The following is a 23,496-nucleotide window of genomic DNA, read 5'->3' on the forward strand; positions in this document are numbered from 1 at the left end:
CCCTCAAGCCCTCAAGCCCTCAAGCCCTCAAGCCCTCAAGCCCTCAAGCCCTCAAGCCCTCAAGCCCTCAAGCCCTCAAGCCCTCAAGCCCTCAAAAACGCCATAAACTTGCATCTCATCGATAACCCTGTAATTATCTGCATATTGTATTCAATGTTGGTGTTGCTGTGACTTATTCGTTTTTGCGTAGACTTTGTAGACCGTTACTTGTGCTTGGTGTGCTTAGCAGTAGCTTCTCTGCAACGGCTTTAATTCATGAGTATCGCAACCTTTTGCCCTATAGTGGCGTGCCGCAGTCCATGGAGCAACGAGATAAGCAAGGGAACTTAGTCATCCCTGCGGTATATATCGATATGGGGGCTTGGCATGGATTTCATCTACCCAATGACCCCGCATATTACGGCAGCTTTACCGGGCCATTATTTATCGCGCAAGAGTATAGTTTGCACTTGAGTGACAGTTTACAGCGACTAAAATTACGCAATCTTCAAACGGGTGATTACCTAGATCTTGCTAGCGCCCCCATTGAGCATATTTATAGTGAACCTCAAGGTTTGGTGCAACAGTTCCAATGGGCAGATGTTGCCTTAGAGACTCGATTACAATACAGCGACTCACGCACAGCAATTATCACGACGACGTTAACTAACCTGTCAGACAGCCCACAGCAATGGCAACTAACTTGGTCTGGTCAGCCTTTTAATCGCCACCCCCACTTACCTAAACACGCTGTAATTGCACAGAGTGAGATGAGTGAAAACCAGGTTCAATGGTCCTTTACGTCGATCGATGAGACATGGACGATGCAGCTTGATGATGCTCAATATCAGTTGCTGTTTGAACAGGATACACAGATAACCTTAGATCAATCTCATGGCTATCAAGCGCAGAGTCAGCCTTTAGCTTTGGCCCCTAAACAGCAGTTAACCTTGCGTTCAGCACAGCGCTACTTTCATCAGCATCAAGAGCGTGATGCCTATGGGTCTATCGACTGGCACCGGGCGTCAATGCAGATTGACCAAAATCAACAGCGCTGGTCATCACGCTTTAAACGTTTGATGAAAGGTGGCGCGCTCCCGCAGCGGCGACTTGCGGCCAAGAGTATGGTGACACTTATTCATAATTGGCGTAGTCCGGCAGGAGCGATTAAACATGATGCGGTTACGCCTTCAGTAACCTACAAGTGGTTTAATGGTGTTTGGGCATGGGATAGCTGGAAGCAAGCCGTTGCACTGGCACAATTTGATACCGAGTTGGCGAAATCCAATGTTCGGGCGATGTTTGATTACCAGTTTACAGCCGACGATAAGGTACGACCGCAGGATGCCGGTAATTTGCCCGATGCGATCTTTTTTAATCGCGATATCAGCCGCGGTGGTAGTGGAGGTAACTGGAATGAACGCAATGGTAAGCCGCCTCTAGCTGCTTGGGCGGTGTGGCAGATTGATGAGGCAAGCCAAAGCAGAGACTTCTTGATTGAGATGTACCCTAAATTGGTGGCCTATCATCAGTGGTGGTATCGCAATCGGGATCATGATGGAAATGGTTTAGCTGAATATGGTGCGAATAACCACCCGGCGCATCTTAAAGAAGGTAAGCCAAACCGGGAGGCGATAATTGAAGCGGCAGCATGGGAGTCTGGTATGGATAATGCGCCGAGATTTGATGATGTTGCGGGTATACAGGTGCTCGAAAATCTTGATGATACTGGGCAATTGCTGGGGTATTCATTGTCACAGGAGTCGGTGGACCTCAATAGTTACCTGTATGCTGAAAAACAGTTTCTTGCAAAGATAGCTCAGCGGTTAGCCCTGCCTTCTGAGCAACAACATTGGCAAGATGAAGCTAACCAGCTAGCACAACTGATACAAACGGCGTTTTATGATGCTAAGACGGGATTCTTTTACGATCGTCGCTTCGACAAACAGAAGGATTATTTGATGATCGCCCAAGGCAAGGGGGTCGAAGGTTGGTTACCTTTATGGGCAGGTGCGGCGAGTGAGGAGCAGGCGCAAACCATGGTTGCTCGTCATATCACTCCTGAGCGTTTTGGTACACGGCTGCCATTTCCGACCGTGAGTGCTGACAACCCCGCCTTTGCTGCCACAAAATACTGGCGTGGGCCAGTATGGTTGGACCAAACGCTATTTGCACTCAAGGGAATTGAGCGCTATGGCTATGGCGCCTTGACGAAAAAGCTTGCTCGGCAGTTGGTTGACCATGCAGAAGGGGCGTTAGTCCAGGCGCCGATCCGTGAGAATTATGACCCGTTAACGGGTCATGGTTTACACTGCACCAATTTTAGTTGGTCAGCATCGGTGTTTTTACTAAGCTACAGCAGATGGTTACACTAAGGTGTAACGTAACCGTTCGCTGCCTCGCTGGCGTAAGTGGCGAGCATTGCGGTGAGCGCATATTAACGATTGTTAAACCAATTTATATTGGAAATTAGCGAAAAATATCGGTGGAGATCTATTCTCTAGCGCAAAATGCTGTTAATGTTTTGTGTCAGACTTTAGGTGTTGTTGTTGCGTTTAAACTAGGGTTTACGCTAATACCTGTCGATCGCTAATCCTAGGCTTAGGTCATTGAGCCTTGCGTATAGATCGCTAGAAACTTCCTTCTTCCTTCAAAGTTCTGACTAGAATTATTATTAGCATTGCATATGCCTAAGATGTTGTATCGATATCGATCGTCATTACAGCAGCAATAGACAGGCACAAGGATATTTGCAGTATGAAAAATCAATATTACGTGGGGACATTGACGGCGCTGAGTCTGTCATTGATGTTAGCGAGCACCTCAAGCATTGCGGCGCCTTTGGATGTCAGCACTCTAGCACCGACAGCAGATGCCGGCGTCATTAATGAAGAGCGTATTCTTTACTGGATGGTCAAGCGCGGCGAGTTGGCCGCTGATGCAAGTGATGAACAAAAGCGTGCAGCGCTAGCAGCCTATACTCATAGAGCGTCAGGCTTCCAAAGTAAGGGCTTATTGATTCAAGAGTCGCTCGAGAAACAGCAGCGACAACGTCTTAAACAGTCAAAAAGCGCTCGGACCATGAGTTTCGCATCGCCACAAGCTGATGCAGATATCAATAAGACGGTAAAAGTGCTTGGCATATTGATCGATTTCCCTGATTTGCCCCATGACAATAATCGTTTAAGTGCAAGTGATACTGCTATGTATTATGCCGACTATCCCACCAGTCATTATAATAACCTGATGTTCTCTCCCACAGGTTTCACCGGTCCTCAAGGGCAAAACCTAATGACCGGTTATCAATATTATCAAGCAGAATCCGGTGGTAGTTTCTCTTTTACGGGTGATGTTAAAGGTTGGTATACCGCGAGCCAAAACGCGGCCTATTACGGCGTTAATGATCCCGATAATGATGACAGTGATAAGGCGGTTCCAGAATTAGTTAAAGAGGCTGTGACTCAAGCGTTGGCTAGCATGACGAGTGCTGAAATTGCCAGTTATGATGTTGAAGACCCTTATGATGTCGATAATGACGGCAACCTTGATGAGCCCGATGGCGATATTGACCACGTGATGCTGTTTCATTCCAGTATCGGTGAAGAAGCGGGCGGCGGGGTGTTAGGTGATGATGCTATTTGGTCACACCGATTCTTTGTCTATGAGGGCAGCGCGCCAGGTTACACTATTCCTGGCACAGGTAAAAAAGTCTTTGGCTATACCATTCAACCAATTGATGCTGCCGCTGGTGTTGTGGTGCATGAGTTTGGGCATGATTTAGGTTTGCCTGATGAATATGACACCACCAATAAAGGCGATGGCTCGCCTGTTGGCTCGTGGTCAATTATGTCTGGTGGTAGTTGGACTGGTGCGATTGCAGGCACAGAGCCTGTTGGCTTCAGCCCCTATGCTCGCTCTTATCTGCAGAACAAATATAAAGGTAAGTGGTTAACTGAAGAGGTATTAACGCTAAGTGATATTCCATCGAACGGATTAGATGTCGCGCTGGTTGAAGCCGTAGACAATACTCAAGTTAACCAGATCGCGGTGAAACTTCCGCCTGCCGATATTGCCTTTAAACTCCCTTATGCTGGCAGTTATCAATATTATTCTGGTCAGGGAAATATGATCAGCACTGCGGCGGCATTTTCTACTGAATTACCTGTCAGTACTGCATTGACGTTGACGATGAAGGCACATTGGAATATTGAGTTAGATTATGATTATGCCCAAGTGATGGTCGACGGAGTCGCACTAAATGGTAATCATACTAAGGCGAGCAACCCGACCAATAATGCTAAGAACATTATTACAGGTAAATCATCTGAGGTTCCCGGCGCTGAAGGGGCTGATAGTTGGGTTGATTTAACGTTTGATCTGTCTGGTTATGCGGGCTCAAACCGTCAAATCAGTATTGTCTATTTTACTGACCAAGCCGTTGGCGACTACGGTTTGGTGATTGATGAGATTAAGCTGCTCGACGGTACAAGCGAAATTTATAGTGATGGCGCAGAGTTGGATGGCCAGATGACCCTTTCTGGTGGTTTTGCCCGTATCGATAACAATCGCCCTGGTGCAGAACGTCGCTATTTAGTGCAGTTACGCAGCCACAATGGCGTGGACGCAGGATTGGCGAGTCACTCTTATGAACCGGGTGTATTATTGTGGTTAGAAGACTTTAATGTGGCTGATAATAACTCAAGCGAACATCCTGGTTCAGGTTTGATTGGTGTTGTCGATGCGGATCAAAATTTGATAGGCAGCTACGGCAGTGCAACTCAGATCCGCGATGCTACATTCAGCATGTTTAATCAATCTACCTACTTTAATGATAACCACTTAAATGCTAATAGCCTGTTTGAGGATAGCCAAGATTACAGCGCGCCATTGCAACCTCAATCAGGAATCATATTGCCAGCGATAGGCTTGAGCATGGAAGTGCTTGCACAAAGTAATGACTCAAGTAGTGCAACGGTGCGTTTCACTTATAGCGGTGAGCCCGTTACGCCGGAGCCCAAGCCTGAACCCGTTCCAGTTACGGTGGATGTGATGGCCCAGCAAACTTTTGGCAGTGTCAGTTTTAGTGCAAATGTGGCAGGTGGTGATGGTAACTACAGTTACGCTTGGGAATTTGGTGTGATTGGTGCAACCAGTACAGAAGTGTCTCCGACCTACGTCTACAGCGAATCGGATGATTACGCGGTGTCATTAACCGTGACCGATGGCAAAGGGGTTAGTGCTACAGACCTTATTTTGCTTAAAGTTGAAGTACCGCCAGCAGCTGGATTTAGCTTCGTTGCTAGCGATCTGCAAGTGACTTTTACCGATTCAACGTTGGCAGGTGTTGGTGCGCTAAGTTACCAATGGGCCTTTGGCGACGGTACTAATAGTGCAGAGCAATCTCCAACGCATACCTACAATCAAGCAGGAAGCTACACTGTGACTTTGACGGTAACCGATGCAAGTAATAATACTTCAACAGTGAGCCAAGCCGTTGTCGTTACAGCGCCTGTGGTTGTGCCCCCTGTCGTTGTGCCACCGGTTGTTGAACCAGAAAAAAGCTCAGGCGGTGGCAGCCTTGGTTGGCTAAGCATGTCGGCCCTATTATTGTTAGGTCTTCGCCGCAGGGCATAGATATCCCCTAAAAAACGCCTCTGAATAGAGGCGTTTTTTATGCAAGTGGTATCAATGCTCGCAATAAGAAATAGAGATAGGCTCATTGGACTAACGCTAGTGTAATACGGGGCGTTATTTATGATGCGTTAAATCAGATTATTGGCTTCTATATGGGCCTGCGCGGCGGGCAGAAATATTTCACAGACGATCAATGCTTGATCGTGATGAGCAAAATAGCGTCTGCGTCCCCATAATGATGATTGCTTCGATTGGCCTACAGAGTCGATTAGGCTGGCCAAATTAGCGCAGGGGGTAAATTGGCTTACCTCTATCCTTCCTGGAATAAATTGGTCACTGGTAAATAATAGTTCGCCGAGTGGACGAGAGCCTAACGCTAAGAAGTTAGCCGTGGATTTTTGTAGAAGAGTCCCAGGGACTAAGGTGCGGGCAAATATCCATGGCACACCGTCAAGACATAAAAGTACTTCGCGAACCCAAGCCTGCTGTTGTTGAGGAAACTCGCCTGCTAATGGTGGCAGAATATCTTCGCCTAGCACCTTTACTTCAAATTGATTGCAGTGAGACTTGAGTTTTTGAGTTAAACTACCACAAGCTAACAGCCAATTTTTTAAAGGCTGCAAAGGCAGCTGTGGGATCTGTTCCGGTGAATACCATTGGATTGATTCACCATAAGGAAAGCTTAAGCTAGTCACACTCATTTAATTCTCGGTACAATGCTCACAAACGCCGTCAGTTTAACATGCTGCGACCAGAAATCGGTAATGATTGGTATTAAAGCAATGAGAGTGTTTGCCGTTAACCTAATTGAGAAATAGCGAAATCAATTGTGGACTAAGGTTCATGACCTCAGCAATGTAATAGAAATAATGGAGTGTTCATCAGATATGAAAAAGTTTGGGCTGCTATTGCTGATAATGATGTCGAGCTTGTTGAGTGTCAACGTCTTTGCGGAAGAGGGAGAGACCGTAGACACTTATGCCTATTATGGCTTTGAGCCAGATATCGTGACTAACTATATCTCCAATAGAAAGAAATTAGGCTTTGTTCGCATTAGTGTCGAGCTTATGGTGAAAGTACCTGAAGACCTGATGGTGCTAGAGCACCATGATCCACTGTTACGTGCAGCGATTATTGAGATTTTAGGTGCGCAAACAGAAGACAAAGTTAAATCGCTGACGGGGAAAGAGGAGATTCGTCGTGAGTGTTACGACACCCTTAACCGCTTGCTTGAGCAAGAAATTGGTAAGCCATTGGTGGTGAATCTACTTTTTACTAAATACCTATACGATTAATTTCCTTATTTTTTGCCGCTAGTTCACTGAATTGGCGGCGCAGTGTCATAGTGGTCATCTCCCATGAAAAAGCCTCGCGCATCGCGCTCAGCAGACAATACCAATATTGATCGCGTCGAGCGCCGTAAAAAGTCATCTAGTTTACATCCGAGAAACCAACATAAAGACGGTTATGATTTTGCTGCGTTGGTTGCAGATACTCCCGCGTTAGCGGCGTTTGTTCGTCCTAATCCATATGGTAATCCATCGATTGATTTTGCCAATCCCGATGCGGTCAAAACATTGAATTTGGCTCTGCTTAGGTTACATTATCGGTTGCAATATTGGGATATTCCTAACGGCTTTCTTTGTCCGCCTATCCCTGGAAGAGTCGATTATATTCACCATGTGGCAGACTTACTAACCGAGGCTGAGAAAGGGAAGTTGGCTCGTAAAGATAAATTGCTGACTGGGCCTAAAGTTGCGGTGCTCGATATTGGGACTGGCGCAAATGGTGTTTATCCACTGCTTGGTGTGCAGAGTTATGGCTGGCGATTTGTCGCCAGTGATATTGACCCAGTATCGGTTGCCAATGTCGGTAATATTATTGCGCAAAACCCGAGCCTGCAAGGCAAGGTTGCACTGCGGTTGCAAACCAATCATCACGCTATTTTTAAAGGGGTGATTAATGCCGATGAACGCTTTGATCTTACGTTATGTAACCCTCCGTTTCATTCATCCCTTGCCGAAGCGAGCGCTGGCACTGAACGAAAGATAAAGAACCTTGCAGCCAATCGTCAGGCTAAGGGTCATACAAGAAATTCTGCGAAAAACTTGGTTGAGCCAAAGCTAAATTTTGGTGGCCAAAAAGCAGAATTGTGGTGCGAAGGGGGCGAGCAACGTTTTCTAAAAGATATGATTAAAGAGAGTGGTGATTTTTCCAGTCAGTGTTTATGGTTTACCAGTTTGGTGTCTAAGAAAGAGAACCTAAAGCCTTGTTATCAGGCGTTGAAACAGGTAGGTGCCGTTACCGTTAAAACCATTGAGATGGCCCAAGGCAATAAGCTCACCAGGGTACTAGCTTGGAGCTTTCTCACACCAGCGCAACGTATCCTGTGGCATAAATACCGTAGCTAATGACTAACGGGCTAATATTTCCAGAAGTTCGGGTGTAGTAGTACCGCTACGGTTAAGATCTCAAGTCTTCCTAGTAACATCCCTATGGCTAAAGCCCATTTGGCAATGTCAGGTAGTGTTGAAAAGTTACCGGCTGGACCAATTACAGGTCCTAACCCTGGGCCAACATTGGTCACCGCAGTTACTGCGCCGGTAAAGCTGGTGGTAGGGTCTAGGCCTGTCATCACTAAAATGACTGATAGCAGCACAATCACAATCAAAAACAGCAGAATAAAGGTCACCAACGACCGGACAATATCTTCTGTTATCGAGCGCCCATTGTAGCGCTCTTTAAAGACACCGTTGGGATGAAATTGCTGCTTGAGTTGCTCGCGCATAATCGAGATAGCAATTTGAAAACGAAAGATTTTAATCCCGCCTGAGGTTGAGCCAGAGCAGCTGCCTGCAAACATTAGAAATAGAAAAGCGACATTGGCTAACGCGCCCCACGCCGTATAATCCGTTAGGCCATAACCTGTGGTGGTGACGACCGAGACTACATTGAAGCTGGCGAGCCGCAAAGCATCTGCTGGGGTCATATCGTGACCTTGCCACAACCAGAAGGCTAAACCACAAGATACAAATAACAGAAACCACAAATACCCTTTGACCTGATCGTCATTCCAAATTCGCATAGAGCGCTGTGAGATCATATGGACAAACATGAGCAAGGGTAAACCCCCAGCGGCCATAAAGAGTGTACCCACCCAGTGAGCCTGGTGGGAAAATGCAGCCATTGAGCTGTCTGAGGTCGAATAGCCACCGGTCGACAGTGTGGTCATAGCATGGTTAATTGCTTGAAACCAGTTCATCCCAGCGGCGTGATAGGCAATTCCACACAGTACAGTTAGTGCGATATAAACGTAAAACAGGTGCTTGGCCATATCTTGGGTGCGAGGGACTGCCTTATCGCTCCAATCTGATGATTCTGTTCGAAATAGACGCATTCCCCCGACGTTTAAGAAGGGTAAAATAGCAACCGCCATCACGATAAAGCCAATACCGCCCATCCACTGTAGCAACGAGCGCCAGATTAGGATGCTGTGATCCATGCTATCTAACCCTGATAGTACAGTTGAACCAGTGGTAGTGATACCCGACATGGTTTCAAAGAAAGCGTCGGTATAGTTGATGCCGTGATAGAGAGTAAATGGCATTGCTGCAAAAAGGCTGACAATGAGCCAAGTGAGGCTGGTGAGCAGAAACATATCGCGAATGTTTAGGCGTAAGTTTTGGCTCTGGCCTTGATGCATACACGCACTGGCACAAGTACCTGTTGCCAATGAGGCTATCATAAATGCACCCACAGTCTCTTCGCCGTAAAGTAGGGCGAAGAGCAGTGGAATAAACATAAAGGCGGTTAAGGTTGACAAAAACACGCCTAAAATGAATAGCAATGGCCGAATATTTAGCATAATAGGCTCAGGTTGTGACGTTTAGTGCTTAAAAGAAGAAGGCACTAGGTTGGAACAGTTTTTCCACTTCACCAATAAACTTCTTGTTCACTAAGAAGAGAATCACGTGGTCACCCTGTTCGATTACCGTTTTGTCGTGTGCCATCAATACCTCTTCATCGCGTACAATCGCGCCGATGGTGGTACCTGGTGGCAGTTTGATTTCGCTTATCTGTTTACCCACCACTTTAGAGGTGCTTGGGTCGCCGTGAGCTATTGCTTCAATGGCTTCCGCTGCGCCGCGTCTTAAGGAGTAAACGTTACAGATATCACCTTGACGAATGTGAGTCAGTAGTGCCGAAATAGTGGCTTGTTGTGGGGAGATGGCAATATCGATATTCGCTTCTTGGACAATATCGACATAGGCTTCTCGTTGGATTAGCACCATCACCTTTTTTGCGCCCATGCGCTTGGCCAATAATGCAGCCATAATATTGGCTTCATCGTCATTGGTGACCGCAATGAATACATCAGTTTGATCTATGTGTTCTTCTAACAGCAGCTCTTGATCCGAGGCGTCACCACAGAAAACCGTGGTATTTTCGAGTTTCTCGGATAGGGCCTCGGCACGCTCTTGGCGATGTTCAATCAGCTTAACCGAATGGTTGCGCTGTAACTGTTTGGCTAACCCAAGACCAATGTTACCCCCGCCAGCAATCATAATATTTCTATAGGTGTTATCGAGCTTTTGCATCTCACTCATTACTGCGCGCACGTGACGACTATCAGCAACAAAGAAGACTTCATCATCGGCTTCGATAATGGTGGTACCGCGTGGCATGATAGGGCGACCTTGCCTAAAAATAGCTGCAACCCGGGTATCAATATTGGGCATGTGCTCACGCAAAGCAGCTAAAGCATTACCGACTAGTGGGCCACCATAATAGGCTCTGACGGCCACCAAGCTTAGCCGACCTTCTGCAAACTCTAATACCTGCAGGGCACCAGGGTATTCAACCAAGCGGCGAATGTACGCGGTGACTAACTGCTCGGGTGCGATGAGTTCATCAATAATAAAACCACCACGAGGGCGGTTTTCACTGTTTTTGGTTTCGCTATCGATAAACAGTTTGTCGCGTAGGGCGAGGTACTGCTCTGAGCGGATTCGGGCAATTTTTGTGGGTGTGCCAAACAGTGAATAGGCAATTTGACAGGCTGCCATATTGCACTCATCACTATTGGTCACCGCAATTAACATATCGGCATCTTCTGCGCCGGCGTCTTTGAGGACGCCTGGATGGGCTCCATGGCCGAGCACGACACGCAGATCATACTTATCTTGTAGTGATCGTAAGCGCTCACGGTCGTTGTCGACGATGGTGATATCGTTATTTTCACCAACTAAGTTTTCAGCCAGAGTGCCGCCAACTTGACCAGCACCTAATATGATAATTTTCATAGCCTAACGTTATCCCTTAATCAGGCGAGCGTAATAAAACCCATCCATATTGTCTTGGCCAGGCGTAATTTGCCAGCCGACATCATCGCTATTGGGTTGTTGAGCGATAGGAATGAGTGTTGCATCTTTCGTTCTCGCCAAAAATGCACTGATCTGTTCGGCATTCTCTTGTGGCAAAATGGAGCAGGTCGCATAGAGCAGTGTGCCACCTGGTTTTAACCACTGCCAGCAGTGATCTAAAATTTGTGACTGCAGTGTGGCCAACTCTTCAATATCAGCCTGCTTGCGCAGCCACTTAATATCGGGATGACGACGGATCACCCCTGTTGCTGAGCAAGGTGCATCGAGCAAGATGCGATCAAATTTCTCCCCTTGCCACCATGAATCTATGTTTGCCGCATCACCGTGAACCACTTTTGCGTTTAGTGATAAGCGGTCAAGGTTTTGCTGAACCCGTTCTAGTCGCTTTACATCAAAATCGACGGCAACTAAATCGATACTATTCTCTGTTTCCAATAGGTGACAGGTTTTACCTCCTGGTGCTGCGCAGGCATCGAGGATTAAGTCGTTAGCGGCAGGGGCCAGCAGTGTGGCCGCCCATTGTGCGGCACCATCTTGCACCGATGCTGCGCCGTCGGCAAAGCCTGGCAACATGGCCACATCTTTTGGACTGTCGAGTAGTATGGCATTGGCGCTACTGCCTTCTGTCGCGGGGATCTCTAAACTAGTGAGCTGCGCTAGATATTGCTCACGAGTTTGCGACAGTTGGTTGTTACGCAACCACATCGGCGGACGCTGGTGGCTTTGCTCAATGACCTGTTGCCATGTCTCAGGATAGGCTGCTTGTAAGCGCTTAATTATCCAGGCTGGGGTATTAAAAGCTAAGGTTTCATTGTCGGTCGGCAGCGGTGCTTGATTACGTTGTAAGTTGCGCAATACACCATTGACAACCTTTACTAAGCCTTCGAACTTTAATTGGCGACACGCTTCAGCGGTTTCAGAAATCGCGGCATGGCTAGGAATACGGGTGAAATAGAGTTGATAGCAGCCAATTAACAGGAGTTGATGCACAATGCGCTGCTTGCCCTTCATGGGCTTGTTCATGCAATCGCTCACCAGCTTGTCGAGTTGAGGCAGATGACGCATCACGCCATAGCTTAGTTCGGCAAGTAAGGCTTTATCTTTACCGCTGCAGAGCTTTTGTTGCTGTTCAGGCAGTGCGACTGATAGTGATACGCCCTTTTCAAGCACTTGGAAGATCACCTTGGCCGCGAGGGCTCGCAAATTCATGATGATTTCGCCTCACTGTGCGTTGCGTGCTGTAACTGCGAACCAGGGGTAAACCATTCGCCGCGTGAGTTGAGAATATCCGCTACTGGCATCGCTTTCTTGCCTGGAAGTTGCATTGTCTCTAATACCAAGACACCGTCGCCTGTCGCTATGGCCAGCCCTTGTTTGTCGGCGGTAATAATGGTGCCAGCTTCACAATTGCTGACTTGCTCTTTGACACTGGCTTGCCACACTTTAATGGTGGCATCCATGTGTGAGAAATGACTGGCTGGCCAAGGATTAAATGCTCGAATTTCTCGCCAAAGTTGTACCGCTGGCTTGTTCCAGTCTAGCAACGCTTCCTCTTTACTGAGCTTTTCTGCGTAGTTAGCTAGAGTTTCATCTTGTGGCTCGGCTTTGAGCGTCCCCTTAGCAATACCGGCTAATGCGTCGATTAGTGCGTCGGGTCCTTGTAAGGCTAACTTTTCATATAGGCTGGCAGAGGTGTCACTGTCTTCAATTGGCAGATGGGTTTTTAATAACATATCGCCAGTATCTAAACCAATATCCATCTGCATAATGGTTACGCCTGTTGCTTCATCGCCGGCCCATAGGGCACGTTGAATCGGAGCGGCTCCGCGCCAACGTGGCAAGATCGAACCGTGAACATTAATGCAGCCTAGTTTAGGTGTATCTAGCACGACTTGAGGCAGGATTAATCCATAGGCAACAACCACCATGATATCGGCATTGAGTGAGGCGAGCTCAGCTTGTGCCGCTTCATTACGAAGACTCGCAGGTTGATAGACTGAAATGCCATGGGCTAATGCCAACGCTTTAACTGGGCTGGCTTGCAGTTTTTTGCCTCGTCCAGCGGGTCTGTCGGGTTGTGAATAAACACCGATGACATTGTGCTCGGATTCGATTAGAGCCTGTAAATGACGGGCGGCAAAATCTGGTGTTCCTGCAAAGAGAATATTGAGTGGTTTCAAGTGCTAGTTATCCTTGCTTTGCTTCTAGTCGAGCCGCTTTTTCGAGTTTTTGTTTAATACGCTGCCGTTTGAGTGGCGACAAGTAGTCAACAAATAGTTTGCCTTCGAGATGGTCAAGTTCATGTTGCAGGCAGATAGCAAATAGCCCATCGGCCTCTAAAGTGAACTCGTTACCGTGACGGTCGAGTGCTTTGATAGTAATAAATTCAGCACGATCAACGTTAGCGTAGATCCCTGGAACGGAAAGGCATCCCTCTTCGTTTGAAAAATCACCACTTTTTTCAATAATTTCCAAATTAATGAAAACTTTTGGTCGTTCAACATCATCTTGCAGGTCCATTACAATTAATTGATGGTGGTAATCAACTTGGGTAGCCGCTAGACCAATTCCCTTCTCTTCATACATCGTCTCGAACATATTGTCGATTTGTGTCTGCAGCTCAGGGTTAAATGCTGTAATGGGCTGCGCAATGGTGCGTAACCTTTCATCTGGAAAACGTAGTACTTTTAGTAAACTCATACATAAACTCTTAACAAGTCTGTCAAATTTGAGCCAGTTGGTTATACTGACTTAAGCTAATAGATTAATTTTAATCCTTAGTGGCAATCAATAACAGCAAAAGCTCGATATAAAGGGCAAACAGCATGGATACCCCCATGAAACGACTAATTTTACTCGGTTTAATGATATTAAGTTGTTCGTTCGTTTTCGCTGATACTCTGACATTGAAGTCAGGGCATCCCGATTCTTATGTAGTGAAGAAAGGGGATACCCTTTGGGATATTTCAGCATACTTCCTCAAGGACCCTTGGCGTTGGCCTAAATTGTGGGGCGCGAATCCTCAGATCGCCAATCCTCATTTAATTTATCCAGGTGATCAATTAACCTTGGTTTTCATTGATGGTGAACCAAGGCTAGTGGTTAAACCGCATATACGCAAAAGCCCAGAAGGTCGTGTATTACCCAAAGGTGGCGCGATTCCTGCCGTAGATTTGTCATTGATACAACCCTATTTAGTGCAAAACCGTGTTGTCGATGCCGCTTGGTTGGCTGAGCAGCCGATGGTTTTAGGTGGCGAGAGCGAGTCTAAGCATCATGTGATGGGTGATATCGTTTATGTGCAAGGACAATTAGTGGTTGGCGATAAGTTCGGTGTTTATGCCCAAGGTCGCCAATTCGTAAGCCCTGAATCGGGAGATGATTTAGGCCAGGAAGCGATATTAACGGCAAGTGGCCGGGTGATTGAATCTGGTCCGATATCGAAAGTGCGATTGCTGAGTAACCTGCGTGAAACCAAAGCGGGTTATAGAGTTTTGCCTATTGGCGATGATTCTTTGATGTCTGCCTACTTTATGCCACAAGCGGCAACAACACCAGCATCAGTACTCGCTTCCGAAAAAAGTGTACGTGAAATGGGTAAGCTTGATGTGGTTTACATTGATAGGGGCAGCAAGGACGGCGTTGAAGCTGGGCATGTTTTTTCTATCTTTAGAGATGGCGTTGGCATCGTGATTGATGGTGATGGTCAGCCTGTTAAGCCTGAAGACCGCAGCTCTTATGAAGATCTATTGTCAAGTATCTCTTCAGATAATGAGATTAAGATGCCTGACATTTACCGTGGTAAGCTCATGGTGTTTAAAGTTTTTGATAAGGTGAGCTTAGGGCTGATACTCATTAATGAGAAGCCTGTGAGAGTGAAAGATAAGCTGATACAACCGAACTCTTTACTACAAAGCGAGTAAATCGATAACTGAGAAACTGGTCGACTGGCTAGTTGTTTCTGCGGTATCTGGGCTAGGACCTGCTCGGATTAAACAATTACTGAATTACATGGATGTAGAGGAGCTTAGGCAAAGATTGGCGCATGAACCCCATGCACTTCCTTTGCCTGAGCAGCTACTGAAAGGCTCGTTCACACCTGACTTTTCTCGAGTTGAAGCAGCATTAGCTTGGCAGGCTCGAGAGAAACACCACCATATCCTGTGTCAAACCGATTACTATTATCCGAGTCTACTGCTGGAGATCAGTGATCCACCGCCCTTGCTGTTTATTAAAGGAGACCTTGATGTTTTGTTGTATCCTAGTATCGCAGTGGTAGGTAGTCGTGCTGCCTCACAATCTGGTTTGGCAGCAGGTTATCAACTGGCTAAAGAGTTAACGGGGTGCGGTATTACCATTGCTAGCGGCATGGCGGCGGGCATAGATGGCGCGGCTCATCAGGCGGCTATCGACAAGGGTGGCAAAACGATAGCCGTGCTGGGAACAGGAGTTGATGTTATCTATCCCAAGCGTCATCGACAGTTATGTAAGGATATTCAAACCAATGGTTGTGTGGTGAGTGAGTTCTGGCCTGATGTGAAACCTTTTGCTGGTAATTTTCCTAAGCGTAATCGGATTATAAGTGGGCTATCTTTAGGGGTATTAGTGGTTGAAGCGGCCAGAAAAAGTGGTTCCTTAATCACGGCGAGATTAGCATTAGAGCAGGGCCGAGAAGTGTTTGCTGTGCCTGGCAATATCTTGGCGGGTGACCATCAAGGTTGTCATGATTTGTTACGAGATGGCGCAAAGTTAGTTGAGTCGGCGGCCGATATTATAGAAGAGATTGCAGCTTTATCTCATTATCACCTTGAAGAGTTGCATCGGCGTCACCATATAGGGGAGGAGTTAGCTTCTGATTTGCCATTTTCCTCGCTGTTAGCTAGTGTAGGATATGAGGCCACACCATTAGATGTCGTGGTCGAGCATAGTGGAAAAACGATAGAGCTAGTACTAGAGCAAATGTTGGAACTTGAACTTCAAGGTTGGGTTTCAGCAGTACCCGGTGGTTATATAAGACTTAAGAGGAGCTAGCCATGTTTGATATCCTCATGTATCTATTTGAAAACTATGTTCACAGCGAAGTTGAGATGTTGGTCGACGAAGATGAGTTGACACAAGAGCTTACTCGCGCAGGTTTTCATCAGTCTGCGATTATCAAGGCCTTGTCTTGGTTAGAGCGCCTCGCTTCACTGCAAGAGAGTGATCAACCATACCTATGCAATCATGATCAGCACTCCTTTCGTATCTATACCGAGAACGAGATGGAAAAGTTGGATGTTGAATGCCGAGGTTTTTTACTGTTTCTAGAGCAGATTAAAGTATTGAGTGTCGAGACTCGGGAGATGGTAATCGATCGAGTAATGGAAATTGATGAACCGACACTGGTTTTAGAAGATTTGAAATGGGTGATTTTAATGGTGTTGTTTAATGTACCAGGCAATGAATCCGCCTATGAGCAGATGGAAGATCTCGTCTTTGAGCAGCCTGACGGAAGGCTACATTCTTAAAGGAATCGAATAAACAAGGAGGCTAAAGCCTCCTTATTTATTTCTTATCTGGCTAAAAATGCCGATGCTTGTTGTCTAGCGTGAGATGCTTAGGGGTTAAATAGTCACGATAACCGTAGCGATTGAGTTTGTTGATTTTTGCTGTGGCTTGCGCTGTATTATCTTCGAAGGCAGCAACTTGAGCATTTAACCACAGTGCAAATTGCTGTTGGTGTTTGCTGAGTTTACTCAGTAATAGTTCATACCCTTCAAAATAGTCAGTTTTTAGGTATCTGCTTAGTTGTACAAAATCGTCATTGTGCTTTTCAGCTAGAAAACGAATGGCCATGTAACTCCACTTGTATGTTCTATCTTGGCCATCTTTATATTCGGTGGCAAATATCTCTTCTAATGTGGGGGCTTTTTCTATGTCTCGCTTAATCACTTCGAATGTTGACGGGTTATCATTGCCTTTCGATACGTATTCGGCCAATCCTTCTGACCACCACACCATTTTGCTGGGGAAATGGCCAAAGCCGCCATACTTTACAAAGTGACCATCTAAATAATGCACGTACTCATGATTAAGGTTCCAGATGGCAAACTCTGGTTCAATCCAAAACTGGCGATAAGCAAAAAATGTCGCTTGGTTGTCTGGTTTTGATGGTGTCCCTTCGATATACATACCACCGTTATCGGTTTGAATATCAAATAGTAGTTGGCCGTAGGCGTTATATTGGCTCCAGTTTTTGAATGCCACTACACGAAGGGCTTTGTTCCCATCGTTGGCCGTTGGCTTATTTTCGGTCTGAAGTAATTGGTGGAAATTAGCTTCTTGCGAGGTCAGCTTTTCACAGCTCTGTGCTAACTCTTGTTGATTAAGATCTTGCGCCAGAATAAATAGCGATGCAGAACAAGAGTGGTTAATCGGTAAGATCTCGGTGAGTGTTGGTATCTGACAAATTTCACTCTGCTGTTCACAGTTTTCTTGTCCAGCAAAAGCGTTGACATGGAAGCCGAGTGTGTATGTGTTCTTCGCGATGCTACCACGTTGTTCGACATCAGCTTTGGCTATCTTGGCTACTGCGGTATCTATGGCTAACTCCGCGGCAGTGGCATTGCCATCTTCACCACTAGGCAGGGCGAGACGATATTGTCCTAGTGCCCAATAGGCGTTTGCTCGTGGCCAGTCTTCTTGTGCTCGGATACTGTAGGGAGAGTCTGCGAAGGCTAATAGCGCTTGGCTAATATCTGCATCGATAAGCTGTTTCGTTAGCGCTTCCTCATTGTGCTTACGGGCAGCTGTTAGCAGTAATCCGTAAGTTTTTAATGTTTCCCATAAGGCATAGTCATGGGCGTTGGTGACTGGTTGCTTAGCGAGTCGTGTTAACTGCGTATTGAGTATTGGTAGCAGTTCATTCAGTAATACAGCGGTATCATCAGTATTGTAATAACGGTAAAGGGTAACGGCGAAATGTTCTTGTAGCCTAGGGTCGTTAGTAAATACCTGGCGCTTTGATAATGCGGTTAATGCGTTTGTAAGCCGCTGTTGGTCTTCGAGCGTCAGTGTGTCTAAAGGGCCGAAATAGCTAAATGCTCGGAGAAAATAGAGCTGCCTATCCAGCTGCTCTGGATCATTTTCATTTTGAATGAGCTTAACGGCTTGATTGAAGCTATCTCGGGTATGGATCGAACCATGGGTGAAGAACTGATCGACATCTGTGGTTTGTAGCTGTTGTGCAATGGCTGGATCTGTATCGATTGGTGTTACAGTGCTACAAGCTGAGAGCAGGGTTAGGCTCGAATAGAGTAGAGATAAAGCGATGAGTGAACGAGATAACATAGTGGCTCCTTGTTTTTTGTATACAATATATCTCTTGTTGTGGGCAAAGACTAGCTATAATTAGATGCTTATTCGATTCCCAAGCAGTATCAGAGCTTGGTAAAATGCACAAAGATTCAGCCAATGAGATAACCATGTCAAAAATTGATCAGCAACTGTTTACGTCACACGAGCATGCCTTGGAAAAGGAGTATGAGCTCTGTCCTAAGTGCGGCTGTGAATTATCGGTAAAAAACAGTAAGCATGGTGGATTTGTAGGCTGTAATAACTATCCCACCTGTGATTACACTCGGCCGCTAGTACATCATGAGTCAATCGAAACGCAGATTATTGAAGGCTCTGAGTGTCCTGAATGTGCTGCAGAGCTTGCGGTAAAGTCTGGTCGGTTTGGGATTTTTATCGGCTGTACCCAATACCCGCAGTGCAAGCATATTGAAAAGCATGATCAAGAGGATGCCAATAACGCGATTGCTTGCCCAAGTTGTAAAAAAGGCATTATTGAACAGAGGACGAGTCGGTTTGGTAAAAGCTTTTATGCATGCAGTGCCTATCCCAAGTGTAAGTTTCTGGTGAACTACCCCCCAGTTGCCGAGGTCTGTCCCGATTGCGGCTTTAGTCTATTGGTAGAACGCAAGGGGGCAGCAGGCATGCGAGTCGAGTGTCCGCAGAAACAGTGCAAATATAAACGCGCACTATAAGTGAGCCGTTTGTCAGTATTAGCTTTGTCTGTATAATCTCGAGCCATTAAACAGTGGCAAACCACTAACAGTTATTAGAGAAGGTTAGGCAGTATGTTGCAACAAAATCCACCTGACGTCGTAAATCTTGTATTAGCCGGAGGCGTCATTGCTTACCCTACCGAAGCTGTATATGGCTTAGGCTGTGATCCTGACAATGAGGAGGCTATTCGCAAACTGCTTGAGCTAAAGCAGCGACCTTGGGAAAAGGGGCTTATTTTAGTCGCGAGCGATTTTGAGCAGTTGTCCCCTTACATTGATTCAACCCAACTTACAGCAGAGCAACTGCAACGAGCGTTTGATAAGTGGCCCGGACCTTTTACCTTTATTATGCCGACTAAGGTAACGACCTCACGTTTATTATGTGGTCAATTCAATTCACTGGCGGTAAGAGTGTCGAGCCATCCTGGTGTTCAAGCATTGTGCCAAGCGCTGGGTAAACCCATTGTGTCTACCAGTGCCAATTTAACGGGTGAAAATCCAGCGATGACAGCAGAAGAGGTCATTAAGCAGTTGGGTGGCAAAATTGACGCATTGGTTGCTGGTGGACTCGGTGCAGAACCCAAGCCCTCTACTATTATCGATGCGATAAGTGGCAAGATTTTAAGATAACAATAACAAGGAATGATTATGAGCAAGCCAAGTACCATAGAGGTGAAAGCATTTTTACTTAATCTACAACGGCAGATATGTGAGGGATTAGCGCGTCTCGACGGTAAGGCTGAATTTATTGCTGACTCATGGACACGAGCAGAAGGAGGCGGTGGCACCAGTCGAGTTATGACAGATGGGCAGGTGTTTGAGCAAGCTGGTGTCAATTTTTCTCATGTGACAGGGGCTGCCATGCCTGCATCGGCTACGGCACATCGTCCTGAGTTGGCCGGACGTAGTTTTGAGGCGATGGGAGTTTCATTAGTTATTCATCCTAAAAACCCCTATATCCCAACCACACATGCAAATGTGCGTTTCTTTATTGCAGAAAAAGAGGGAGCGGATCCTGTATGGTGGTTTGGTGGTGGCTTTGATTTAACGCCTTACTATCCGTTCGAAGAGGATGTTGTCCAGTGGCACCAAAGTGCTAAGGCGCTTTGCGAACCCTTCGGCGAAGAGGTTTATCCTAAGTATAAAAAGTGGTGTGATGAGTACTTCTTCCTACCGCACCGTAATGAGACGCGTGGTGTCGGTGGTCTGTTTTTCGATGATCTTAATGAGCAAGGTTTTGACACTAGCTTTGCCTTTATGCAAGCGGTTGGCAATGGTTTCTTAAAAGCATACGCTCCAATCGTCGAACGCCGTAAAGATACTCCGTATGGTGAACGCGAACGTGACTTTCAGTTGTATCGTCGCGGTCGCTATGTTGAGTTTAACTTAGTCTATGACCGAGGTACCCTGTTTGGTTTACAAACGGGTGGGCGAACAGAGTCGATTTTGATGTCTATGCCACCATTGGTTCGTTGGCAATATGCCTATACCCCAGAAGAGGGAAGTCCTGAGGCGGTCCTCTATAACGATTATTTAAAACCTAGAGAATGGTTAAGCTGTTAGGTGTTTAAAGAGGTGAAGATAAAGGGCTAAAAACAGCTCTTTATCTTAACTTGCAACTATTGATTACGCATGTGATCAGCAAGAGTTGATATCGCCTGAAAAATGGCTTGCTGATGTTGTGGATCCTTAATCTCTATTTCAATCGCTCGTCGCATACAGAACAACCATTGATCGCGCATTGCCACATCAATCGCAAATGGCATATGTCTGGCTTTTAAGGCTGGATGACCATGCCTCTGCTGAAACAACTGTGGCCCACCTAACCAGCCACTGAGAAACTCAAATAGCTTTTGTTCTGATTCGGCTATTGGAGCTTTATGCATGGCTAATAATGGTTGAGTTTCACAATTGCTTTGCATCTGTATGTAAAATTGCTTTGCTAGAGCAGCAATGACTTTTTCTCCGCCAATTCGGTCGTAGGCGTTAGATTGTTTAGGGTCTCTGTGTGCTTGTTTGTTGCCGAATAATGTCTTTAGCCACTTCATTGTCGAAACCGTCTGCGATAAGTCAAAAATTTCCTCGGCACACTAGCCTATTCGATGGCTCGTTTCAATGATGATACCAAATGAAAAATATGCCAATGGGTTCGACTTTATCTTGCCAAGAAAGCTAAGTAGACTGATAGCACGCGTGTACCCACAAGACGAACAGATTGATGACAGATAGATATGCCGTTTTTGGTAATCCAATAAGCCACAGTAAGTCACCGTTAATCCATCAAGCATTTGCTAAGTCGACACAGCAAAACATGAGTTATGAAGCAATCTTGGCGCCGACCGCTGGCTTTGAGCAATGCTTGAATGAATTTATTGCAGAGGGTGGAAAGGGGGCTAATGTAACCGTACCTTTTAAAGAGCAGGCATTTACTTTGTGTGATGAATTGAGCGACGAAGCTAAGTTGGCGGGTGCAGTTAATACCCTAATCGTTGATGCGACTGGGCGTTTACGAGGTGACAATACTGACGGCCTTGGTTTGGTTGCAGACCTAGAGCGTCATCTGGGCTCGCTTAATGGCAAAAGTGTATTATTGGTTGGGGCGGGTGGTGTTGCTCGTGGTTCTATCTTGCCATTGCTAAACAGTGGGATTACACAATTGGTGGTTCATAATCGCACCCATGACAAAGCACTGAAACTAGCTAAGGAGTTTGCATCATTTGGCCCTATAGAAACTAGGTCACTGAATCAATTAGATCAGGCTTTTGATCTGATAATTAACTCAACTTCATCGAGTCTTTCGGGTGAGGTGCCAAAACTGCCAAGCGCTATTATTGGTCGCACGACGGTTTGCTATGACATGATGTACGGCAAAGAGAGCACGGCTTTTAATTTGTGGGCGCAGCAGATGGGAGCCAAGCAGGTGATTGATGGATTGGGGATGTTGGTAGGACAAGCTGCCAAGAGTTTTGCGCTTTGGCGAGGTGTTGAAGCTGATGTGGAACCAGTGTTAACAGCGCTACGTCGGCAATTAGCTCAATAACCCAGAGAAGTATAATGAATCAAAGTGTCATTTTTACCGATACAACAGATTGGGCTGCTGGCTTAACTAGTGTTCATTTTATTGCGCAGCAACAAGGCATGAACATAAGCTGTTATATCAGCCTAACGTCATTGAGTGAGCTAAGTGGTCAGGTAATCGAAGAGCCAGCAAGCGCATTAGTGGTATTTGAACAATATCGGTTCGATATAGAGGATAAGGCTGAGGCGCTCATCGAAATAGAAGCATTCGATGAGCAAGGTCGAATCTTTATAAGGTAAACCCTAAGTCGGGAGGTTGAGTAAGGCCTCCTCTAGATACTCATTTTTCAAACGCACATAGTTATCTGCCGACTCAGGTAAAAATTTGAGCTCCGACTCTGTGAGCGGTCTAATCTTCTTGGCGGGGCTTCCAACATAAAGGTGTCCTTTTTCGAGTACCTTCCCTGGTGGTACTAGAGAGCCTGCCCCCAGTATTACATCGTCTTCAATTATCGCTCCGTCGAGAATAATGGCACCCATCCCAATTAAAATACGATTTCCCACAGTGCAGCCATGTAACATCGCCTTATGACCAATGGTGACATCGTCACCAATCAAAAGAGGATGACCTTCTGGACGCGATGGTGATTTGCGCGTGACATGTAATACTGTGCCATCTTGGATGTTTGAGCGTTTACCGATCTTTATATGGTTTACGTCACCGCGTGCAGCCACTAATGGCCAAATGCTAGCGTCTGTGTCTAAAAAGATATCACCTACGAGCACACAAGCCTCGTCAATATAGACACTACTATTAAACTGAGGGCGAACACCCTTATAAAATCGTAAAGAGTTTGTCACTTAAAAGTCCTTAAAACGCCTAAAGTGCTGGGAATATAGCAGTATAATGGGTAAAAAGTAGCTCGTCAGGCTAAAAAGCACGCAAACAACGCAAAAGTAGCACTTTTCTTTTAAAAAGGCCTTGCGCCTATCCGATAACTCCCTATAATGCGCTCCCACTGACACGGCAAACAGCGTCGCTTAGCGACATGAAAGCAGTGATTTAATCAGTAAGTTGAGTTGAAAGTGAAAGAGTTAAAAAACTTCTTAAAAATCACTTGACGCCAACAACGGGAAGTGTAGAATACGCATCCCTAAGCCAACGACCTAGCGTCTAACGGCGGTATCTGAGAGATTGATACCAACGCTCTTTAACAAGATGAAACAAGAAATCTGTGTGGACACTCACAGGTGTTGAGTTATTCGAAATTGCTTTTCTGTCTTCGGATGTAAAGCAATCAAAAATTTTACTCAATGTAAGATGAGTGTTCATAGCAATATGTACAACACGTTAGAGATTCTTCCGAGTCTTTAATGTGGAATCAGAATTCATTGAGCCGAAGCTTTTAGCTTCAAAAAAACTTTAATTGAAG

21 protein-coding genes are annotated in these 23,496 nt (G+C 46.0%); 12 read left to right on the top strand and 9 right to left on the bottom strand.

Going from position 1 to position 23,496, the window contains the following annotated elements; genetic code table 11:
- The first annotated feature begins 167 nt into the window (after positions 1 to 167).
- Both L876_RS0115805 and L876_RS0115810 read left to right on the top strand, forming a co-directional pair.
- Positions 168 to 2,354 (top strand): MGH1-like glycoside hydrolase domain-containing protein, encoded by a 2,187-nt coding sequence (locus L876_RS0115805; protein WP_248674643.1) that lies wholly within the window; start codon positions 168 to 170, stop codon positions 2,352 to 2,354.
- 382 nt (positions 2,355 to 2,736) lie between these two features.
- A complete protein-coding gene (locus L876_RS0115810; RefSeq protein ID WP_028764685.1) occupies positions 2,737 to 5,613 on the top strand; it encodes an immune inhibitor A domain-containing protein in 2,877 nt (958 codons plus the stop codon).
- A gap of 128 nt (positions 5,614 to 5,741) precedes the next feature.
- On the opposite strand, the gene L876_RS0115815 is transcribed toward L876_RS0115810, so the two are convergent.
- Complete coding sequence (locus tag L876_RS0115815; RefSeq protein WP_028764686.1) at positions 5,742 to 6,314, bottom strand: chorismate--pyruvate lyase family protein; 573 nt, start codon at positions 6,312 to 6,314, stop codon at positions 5,742 to 5,744.
- Between the two features lie 186 nt (positions 6,315 to 6,500).
- Here L876_RS0115815 and L876_RS0115820 point away from each other — a divergent pair, with 186 nt between their 5' ends.
- Positions 6,501 to 6,908: a flagellar basal body-associated protein FliL gene (locus L876_RS0115820; RefSeq protein WP_028764687.1), complete on the top strand. Its 408-nt coding sequence runs from the start codon at positions 6,501 to 6,503 to the stop codon at positions 6,906 to 6,908.
- A gap of 63 nt (positions 6,909 to 6,971) precedes the next feature.
- Positions 6,972 to 8,024, top strand: coding sequence for a 23S rRNA (adenine(1618)-N(6))-methyltransferase RlmF (rlmF, locus tag L876_RS21930; RefSeq protein ID WP_051413160.1), 1,053 nt, complete (start codon positions 6,972 to 6,974; stop codon positions 8,022 to 8,024).
- Between the two features lie 11 nt (positions 8,025 to 8,035).
- Here the strand turns inward: rlmF and L876_RS0115830 are convergent, their stop codons facing one another.
- The 5 genes from L876_RS0115830 to def are packed head-to-tail and all read right to left on the bottom strand — an operon-like array spanning position 8,036 to position 13,697.
- Positions 8,036 to 9,478 (bottom strand): TrkH family potassium uptake protein, encoded by a 1,443-nt coding sequence (locus L876_RS0115830; RefSeq protein ID WP_028764688.1) that lies wholly within the window; start codon positions 9,476 to 9,478, stop codon positions 8,036 to 8,038.
- Positions 9,479 to 9,506: 28 nt separating this feature from the next.
- On the bottom strand, positions 9,507 to 10,916 hold the full coding sequence (trkA, locus tag L876_RS22800) for a Trk system potassium transporter TrkA (RefSeq protein WP_028764689.1): 1,410 nt from the start codon (positions 10,914 to 10,916) through the stop codon (positions 9,507 to 9,509).
- 9 nt (positions 10,917 to 10,925) lie between these two features.
- Positions 10,926 to 12,206: a 16S rRNA (cytosine(967)-C(5))-methyltransferase RsmB gene (gene rsmB / locus L876_RS22805; RefSeq protein WP_028764690.1), complete on the bottom strand. Its 1,281-nt coding sequence runs from the start codon at positions 12,204 to 12,206 to the stop codon at positions 10,926 to 10,928.
- On the bottom strand, positions 12,203 to 13,177 hold the full coding sequence (gene fmt / locus L876_RS0115845; protein ID WP_028764691.1) for a methionyl-tRNA formyltransferase: 975 nt from the start codon (positions 13,175 to 13,177) through the stop codon (positions 12,203 to 12,205). The genes rsmB and fmt overlap by 4 nt, the downstream gene beginning before the upstream one ends.
- A 7-nt stretch (positions 13,178 to 13,184) precedes the next feature.
- Entirely contained in the window at positions 13,185 to 13,697 is a 513-nt protein-coding gene (gene def, locus L876_RS0115850; RefSeq protein WP_028764692.1) for a peptide deformylase, read from the bottom strand.
- A 125-nt stretch (positions 13,698 to 13,822) separates the two neighbouring features.
- Here def and L876_RS0115855 point away from each other — a divergent pair, with 125 nt between their 5' ends.
- The 3 genes from L876_RS0115855 to L876_RS0115865 all read left to right on the top strand — a co-directional run bounded on the left by L876_RS0115855 (position 13,823) and on the right by L876_RS0115865 (position 16,504).
- Positions 13,823 to 14,920, top strand: coding sequence for a LysM peptidoglycan-binding domain-containing protein (locus L876_RS0115855; RefSeq protein ID WP_028764693.1), 1,098 nt, complete (start codon positions 13,823 to 13,825; stop codon positions 14,918 to 14,920).
- Positions 14,921 to 15,035: 115 nt separating this feature from the next.
- A complete protein-coding gene (gene dprA / locus L876_RS0115860; RefSeq protein ID WP_455678551.1) occupies positions 15,036 to 16,028 on the top strand; it encodes a DNA-processing protein DprA in 993 nt (330 codons plus the stop codon).
- A gap of 2 nt (positions 16,029 to 16,030) precedes the next feature.
- Positions 16,031 to 16,504 carry a DUF494 family protein gene (locus L876_RS0115865; protein WP_028764695.1) on the top strand — a complete coding sequence of 158 codons (474 nt, stop codon included), beginning with the start codon at positions 16,031 to 16,033 and terminating at the stop codon, positions 16,502 to 16,504.
- Positions 16,505 to 16,556: 52 nt separating this feature from the next.
- Here L876_RS0115865 and L876_RS0115870 read toward each other — a convergent pair whose 3' ends face one another.
- On the bottom strand, positions 16,557 to 18,326 hold the full coding sequence (locus L876_RS0115870; RefSeq protein ID WP_028764696.1) for a collagenase: 1,770 nt from the start codon (positions 18,324 to 18,326) through the stop codon (positions 16,557 to 16,559).
- Positions 18,327 to 18,460: 134 nt separating this feature from the next.
- Here L876_RS0115870 and L876_RS0115875 point away from each other — a divergent pair, with 134 nt between their 5' ends.
- The 3 genes from L876_RS0115875 (at position 18,461) to hemF (ending at position 20,608) form a co-directional block, all read left to right on the top strand.
- Positions 18,461 to 19,024 carry a DNA topoisomerase family protein gene (locus tag L876_RS0115875; RefSeq protein WP_028764697.1) on the top strand — a complete coding sequence of 188 codons (564 nt, stop codon included), beginning with the start codon at positions 18,461 to 18,463 and terminating at the stop codon, positions 19,022 to 19,024.
- Between the two features lie 93 nt (positions 19,025 to 19,117).
- The gene (gene tsaC, locus L876_RS0115880; RefSeq protein ID WP_028764698.1) at positions 19,118 to 19,675 is read left to right on the top strand and encodes an L-threonylcarbamoyladenylate synthase type 1 TsaC; all 558 of its coding nucleotides are present in this window, start codon (positions 19,118 to 19,120) and stop codon (positions 19,673 to 19,675) included.
- A gap of 18 nt (positions 19,676 to 19,693) precedes the next feature.
- On the top strand, positions 19,694 to 20,608 hold the full coding sequence (gene hemF, locus L876_RS0115885) for an oxygen-dependent coproporphyrinogen oxidase (protein WP_028764699.1): 915 nt from the start codon (positions 19,694 to 19,696) through the stop codon (positions 20,606 to 20,608).
- Between the two features lie 56 nt (positions 20,609 to 20,664).
- On the opposite strand, the gene L876_RS0115890 is transcribed toward hemF, so the two are convergent.
- Positions 20,665 to 21,093 (bottom strand): group II truncated hemoglobin, encoded by a 429-nt coding sequence (locus tag L876_RS0115890; RefSeq protein WP_028764700.1) that lies wholly within the window; start codon positions 21,091 to 21,093, stop codon positions 20,665 to 20,667.
- Positions 21,094 to 21,263: 170 nt separating this feature from the next.
- On the opposite strand from L876_RS0115890, the gene aroE reads away from it, so the two are divergent.
- Both aroE and L876_RS0115905 read left to right on the top strand, forming a co-directional pair.
- A complete protein-coding gene (gene aroE / locus L876_RS0115900; protein WP_028764701.1) occupies positions 21,264 to 22,085 on the top strand; it encodes a shikimate dehydrogenase in 822 nt (273 codons plus the stop codon).
- A 14-nt stretch (positions 22,086 to 22,099) separates the two neighbouring features.
- Positions 22,100 to 22,363, top strand: a complete 264-nt coding sequence (locus L876_RS0115905) for a DUF1488 family protein (protein ID WP_028764702.1) — start codon at positions 22,100 to 22,102, stop codon at positions 22,361 to 22,363.
- A 3-nt stretch (positions 22,364 to 22,366) separates the two neighbouring features.
- Here L876_RS0115905 and L876_RS0115910 read toward each other — a convergent pair whose 3' ends face one another.
- Positions 22,367 to 22,924 (bottom strand): gamma carbonic anhydrase family protein, encoded by a 558-nt coding sequence (locus L876_RS0115910; protein WP_028764703.1) that lies wholly within the window; start codon positions 22,922 to 22,924, stop codon positions 22,367 to 22,369.
- Between the last annotated feature and the right edge of the window lie 572 nt (positions 22,925 to 23,496).

It is taken from the genome of Shewanella colwelliana ATCC 39565, from assembly GCF_000518705.1.
Taxonomy (GTDB): Bacteria; Pseudomonadota; Gammaproteobacteria; order Enterobacterales; family Shewanellaceae; genus Shewanella; species Shewanella colwelliana.